The organism is uncultured Winogradskyella sp. (assembly GCF_963975125.1).
GTDB lineage: Bacteria > Bacteroidota > Bacteroidia > Flavobacteriales > Flavobacteriaceae > Winogradskyella.
Genome location: NZ_CAXBGB010000145.1, coordinates 1 through 3122, shown reverse-complemented (window position 1 = coordinate 3122; position 3122 = coordinate 1). Strand labels below are relative to the sequence as shown.

3 protein-coding genes are annotated in these 3122 nt (G+C 33.5%); all 3 read left to right on the top strand.

Annotation, left to right across the window (positions count from 1 at the left end; genetic code table 11):
* Nucleotides 1-119: 119 nt before the first annotated feature.
* Entirely contained in the window at nucleotides 120-749 is a 630-nt protein-coding gene (locus AAC053_RS13835) for a DUF2652 domain-containing protein (protein WP_099543801.1), read from the top strand.
* 60 nt (nucleotides 750-809) lie between these two features.
* The gene (gene merB / locus AAC053_RS13830) at nucleotides 810-1418 is read left to right on the top strand and encodes an organomercurial lyase (RefSeq protein WP_339757864.1); all 609 of its coding nucleotides are present in this window, start codon (nucleotides 810-812) and stop codon (nucleotides 1416-1418) included.
* Nucleotides 1419-1470: 52 nt separating this feature from the next.
* Nucleotides 1471-3122 (top strand): FAD-dependent oxidoreductase (locus tag AAC053_RS13825; RefSeq protein WP_339757861.1); only part of this gene is annotated, 1652 nt, incomplete at its 3' end.

Below are 3122 nucleotides of genomic sequence, written 5' to 3'. Positions count from 1 at the left end.
AAGAAAAATTAGTTATAAAATTTAAAAAGAAAATAGGGTTTAAAACTCAAAATGATAATCGCTAGTTAGCTTTTAAATGGACTGAAAATACAGTACTTAATTTAAAAAAAGATATCAAAATGGAAGTTTGTCACACCAGTAACCCAGCACTTATTCTTATACCAGATATTAGTGGGTTTACCAAATACATTGCCACTTCTGAAATTAGGCATAGTCAGGAAAAAATTGCACTATTGCTCGAATCAATTTTAGAAAATAATATACTAAATTTTAAAGTGTCTGAAATCGAAGGCGATGCTATTTTATTTTACAGTTATGAATTTCCATATTCAGCAACGGAAATCATTAATCAATGTCAATTGATGTTCGACAAATTCCATCAGAGAATAGATGAATTTAAACTATCGAAATGTATGTGTGGGTCTTGCCAAAAACTGTATAAGCTTTCATTAAAATTTGTACTCCATTTTGGACAACTTGGTTCTGTAATGGTAAAAGACTATTGTAAACTCTTTGGTAAAGATTTAATAATAGCACATCGGCTTCTTAAAAACAAAATTAGCTCAAATGAGTACATACTTTTCACGGAAAATTTTAGCAATCAATTTCCACTTATAGGCACTCATCTTGATAACCATACGGAATTGGTCAACGACATTTTCAATTTAGAAGACATCGGTGATATTGGTATTACTTATTTCGATTTGAAGGCATTAAGTTTAAAGAACAGACAAGGTACGACTTGTTAAAATGATCAGCATTTTCTTCGTGCGGAAAATGAAATAAACATAATCTAAATTATATACAAAATGAAAACAGCAAAGCAATATTTGGACAAACAATTAAACACCATGTTATCTGAAATTCAACTTGATGATAATAATTTTATCGTGAATGTCCAAAGGGAATTACTTAAAGGCAATCCACTGCCAAAAACAACATTTTATGCACTTATCGATGCAACTAAAGAGAAAGCTGATTCACTGTTGGAATTATTAGGAGAGCTAAATGAAAATAACCAAATTACAGCCTTTTCTGGTTTGTCGATTACACCTACCAACCACAAGTTTATAGTGCAAGGCAAAACACTTTATACTTGGTGTGCATTAGACGCTATATTGTTTACCGAATGGCTGGATGTTTCGTCCCAAATTATATCTCAAGACCCAATTGACAATTCTTTAATTGAGTTGAATATTGAATGCGATCATTTGGTATCATCTAATCCGTATCCAATATTTCTCTCTTTGGTTGAAAAAATGGACTCTTGCAATATCAGAGGTTCCTTTTGTAATCACGTTTCTTTTTTTGCAAGCGAACAAACCGCAAAACAATGGCTTGACAGCAATGCAAATGGCAAGATATTAACCTTGGAAGATCTGTTTGAATCGAATAAAATTGGCTTAAAATGTTGTTAAAAATAATAACCCATATTTATTAAGCACCACATAAAAACAAATCATTTTTAATATGAAGAATTTATTTAAAAAGAAAAACGAGTTATCTCAAAAAACAGAAACTGTTTCATTACAGATAGAAGGAATGACCTGTAGTGGCTGTTCATTACATATCGAAAAGGATATCAATAAAAAAGATGGTATTCTAATCAGTTCTGTGAACCACGAAACTGGTAAAGGAGAATTTACTTTTGATACTGCCAAGTTGAATAAAGAGGAATTGATTAACGCTGTAAATAGCATTGGTAAGTATACGGTTGTTAAAGGCAATGAAAAAGAGGATTGTTGTGATTCAATTTCGGATAGCACGACAGATAAAGCGTCCAACAAAGGAAAAAATCAATTCGATTTAATCGTAATTGGAGGTGGTTCTGCTGCATTTTCAGCAGCCATAAAAGCCGAAAGTTTAGGGCTTACCACGCTTATGGTAAATGGTGGTTTAGATTTTGGTGGCACTTGTGTTAATGTAGGTTGTGTACCTTCTAAAAATCTAATTCGAGCTGCCGAAACAGCTTACCACGCTACACATTCTAATTTTGCAGGAATAAAACCAAAAGGCGTTGACATTGATTTCGCACAAGTTATCAAGGATAAAAAAGCTTTAGTTGCTGCATTACAACAACAAAAATATATGGATGTGGTCAGTGATTTTAAAGGCTTGACCATGCTCAAGGGATGGGCAGAGTTTGTGGATACTAAAACCATTCTTGTAGATGGAAAAGACAAGTTCACTGCAACCAATATTATAATAGCCACGGGAGCAACCACCAACATACCTAATATCGAAGGATTAAATGAAGTTGGGTATTTAACTAATGTGTCTTTGTTCGATTTAGAAGAAAAACCAGAAAGCCTAACCATTATGGGCGCAGGTTACATAGGGTTGGAAATAGCAATGGCCTATAATCGTTTAGGTGTAAAAGTGCGCATCATTGAATTTACAGATAGACCTTTACGAAGTCAAACCGAAGACATTACTGGTGTTTTAGTTGAACAAATGAAAAGTGAAGGCATTGAAATTCTTCCAAATTTTAGAGCCTTTAAATTTGAAAAAGAGGGCAACAATACTATTATTCATTGTAACTGTCCTGATGGTTCTACAACACAAATTGTTGAAAAAGGACATATTGTTGTCGCGACAGGAACCACGCCAAACACGTCTAAATTAGGTCTAAAAAAAATAGACCTAAAATTATCAGAAAGAGGGCATATTGTGGTTAATGAAAAAATGGAAACTAATATTTCCAATATTTATGCAGCTGGTGATGTCACTAATACACCGCCATTTGTGTATACAGCAGCAACCGAAGGCAGTACAGCCGTTAATAATGCATTTTCATTATCAAAACAAAGTGTAGATTATGCATCATTACCTTGGGTAGTATTTACAGACCCTCAAATTGCGGGAGCAGGTATGGATGAAATTGAAGCTGAATCAAGAGGCATTCCTTTTGAAGTATCAAAATTAGATCTAACACATGTACCAAGAGCTTTAGCTGCACAAGATACCAGAGGATTTATAAAGTTGATTCGTAATACGGAAACGGATAAATTAATTGGAGCAAGAGTAATAGCACCAGAAGGTGGTGAACTCATCCAACAATTAAGTATGGCTATTAAATTTGGAATTACAGTAAAAGATTTGGCTGAAAGTTTTTATCCATA

Excerpts from the sequence above, each read along its gene's own strand:
- AAC053_RS13835 (WP_099543801.1), top strand. The coding sequence starts at position 120 with ATGGAAGTTTGTCACACCAGTAACCCAGCACTTATTCTTATACCAGAT.
- merB (WP_339757864.1), top strand. The coding sequence starts at position 810 with ATGAAAACAGCAAAGCAATATTTGGACAAACAATTAAACACCATGTTA.